Here is a 1,746-nt window from a genome sequence, read left to right as displayed (position 1 = left end):
CGTATTGCCTCACATATCGATGCTCCCGAGTGCGATGGGTTGCCTCATTTATTTTGCTCCCGGCTTGGGTTGAGGAGGAGGCCGGGTGCGGAGATGGCCGGGGTTTCGGAGCGCCCGGCCTCCTCCGCTGGCACCTGGCATATCATTGGGGTGTTGTGACCTCATACTCCGGAAGCGTTTCCTCCGTAGGAACGAACAGTAACGCGTTCGCTTGCTCGCTGCGCCAGGATTTAAGTCGACGTTGAAGCGTTCGAAGAAGCTTGTTCGGATAGGCTCCAGGATATTCCACCTGCAACCGGGAGAGCAGTTCGCTGCCAGTCCGCCAAGGTTCGACTTCAAACCATTTTCGCAAATCTGGCGTTGCCCTGATGAGCGGGTCGGGACGGCGCCGACCTCTCTTCGCTTTCGCGATTGGCCGATCCGTCGGTCGCATAGCTCCGTCCTTCCAGGCGGTTCGTAGACTTGCCAGAAAGAGATCAATCGATTGCGATGCCCCAGCAGGATTGACGATAGGCTGGGTATCCGCAAGCGCCGCGAGGCCTTCCTGCGCGCCGCGGATATCGCGCAACAACGCGACCGGGTCGAGAGCGGCATAGATTTCTTGGAGTTGGGCGCGAACCGCGTCGGGCGTGCGGGCGTCGGCGGCCAAGCGCTGGTGTGGTGTTGTCGGCGCGCTGTATGTCTTGCGCACACGCGCACCGTCGCGCTGCTTGGCTATCAATTTGAACGAGGGTTGGAAGAAGTTCACGAACAGCCGTGCCGATCGATAGAGTTCAGCCAGCAGCTTGGCCGCTTCCAGGCCCTCGAACCGACGATAGCCGACCATCCTGCGCACGACGGCGCCGTTCTTCTGCTCGACGAACGCCTGGTCATTCTTTCGGTAGGGCCGGCAACGCGTGAAGACGATGTTGGCCGCCTCGCAGTAGGCTTTTAGCGTCTCGTTCATGAACACGGTATCATTGTCAGTATCGAGGCCGAGCAGCGCAAAAGGCAATTGTTTGCGCAATTCCGTCAGCACCGTGCTCAACAGCGTCTGTTCGCGCACGATCAGAGGAGCGCACTCCGTCCAGCCAGTAGCAATGTCGGTGAGCACGAGGGTCTGGATGAAGCTGCCACGCGCAGATGGACCGCTATGCGCGACAAGGTCGGCCTCGACGAATCCCGGCGCCGGATCATTCCAATCTGCCGACGTCCTTATTGGAACACTGCGACGCAATGAGTGCGCCGCGTGCCGCCGGCGCTTGCGACCTAATTCTTCTCGGACCCGCACCAATGCGCGGTCGATCGTTGCAGCGCTCATCGCCAAAAGTTTGTCGCGGATCTCGGGGGCAAGGTCGAGGTGGCCGTGCCGTTCCATCGCCTCAATCAGCGCAGGCATTAACGCCTTCAGCCGCTTCCCGCAGATCCGGTCTGACGCCTCCCAAAGGAGCACGAGCGCGTTGTGTTCTGCCTCATTATAGACTCGACGTCGCGCCCGTCGGCCCTGGCGTGCGTCTTCCTGACCTCGAAGTAGGCGCATCGCATGCTTGCGATGGAATCCGGTGATGTCGACGAACTCGTCCAATATCCGCGCCTTCTTCGCGCGATCCGAACGCCGATAGCGCGCGCCTGCGGCCGCCGTCAGTTCCTTCCGCGTTGCCATGCTTAGCCACCCCATCTTCGCCCCCGCTCGTTCCCGATCCAAGGGAGCAATTTACGTGAGGCAACGGCTCAGCATCCGGTAACAATTAGGGCGAGGCAATGCGC

1 protein-coding gene is annotated in these 1,746 nt (G+C 60.8%); it reads right to left on the bottom strand.

Annotation, left to right across the window (positions count from 1 at the left end; translation table 11 throughout):
• Nucleotides 1-142: 142 nt before the first annotated feature.
• Nucleotides 143-1,657, bottom strand: coding sequence for an ISNCY family transposase (locus J6525_RS46295; RefSeq protein ID WP_225649597.1), 1,515 nt, complete (start codon nucleotides 1,655-1,657; stop codon nucleotides 143-145).
• Nucleotides 1,658-1,746: the final 89 nt, after the last annotated feature.

Origin of the sequence: Bradyrhizobium australafricanum, assembly GCF_020329495.1 — a bacterium.
Taxonomy (GTDB): Bacteria; Pseudomonadota; Alphaproteobacteria; order Rhizobiales; family Xanthobacteraceae; genus Bradyrhizobium; species Bradyrhizobium australafricanum.
The sequence above is the reverse complement of the archived record's forward strand: the minus strand, read 5'-3'. Positions and strand labels throughout refer to the sequence as shown.

Excerpts from the sequence above, each read along its gene's own strand:
- J6525_RS46295 (WP_225649597.1), bottom strand. The coding sequence starts at position 1,657 with ATGGGGTGGCTAAGCATGGCAACGCGGAAGGAACTGACGGCGGCCGCA.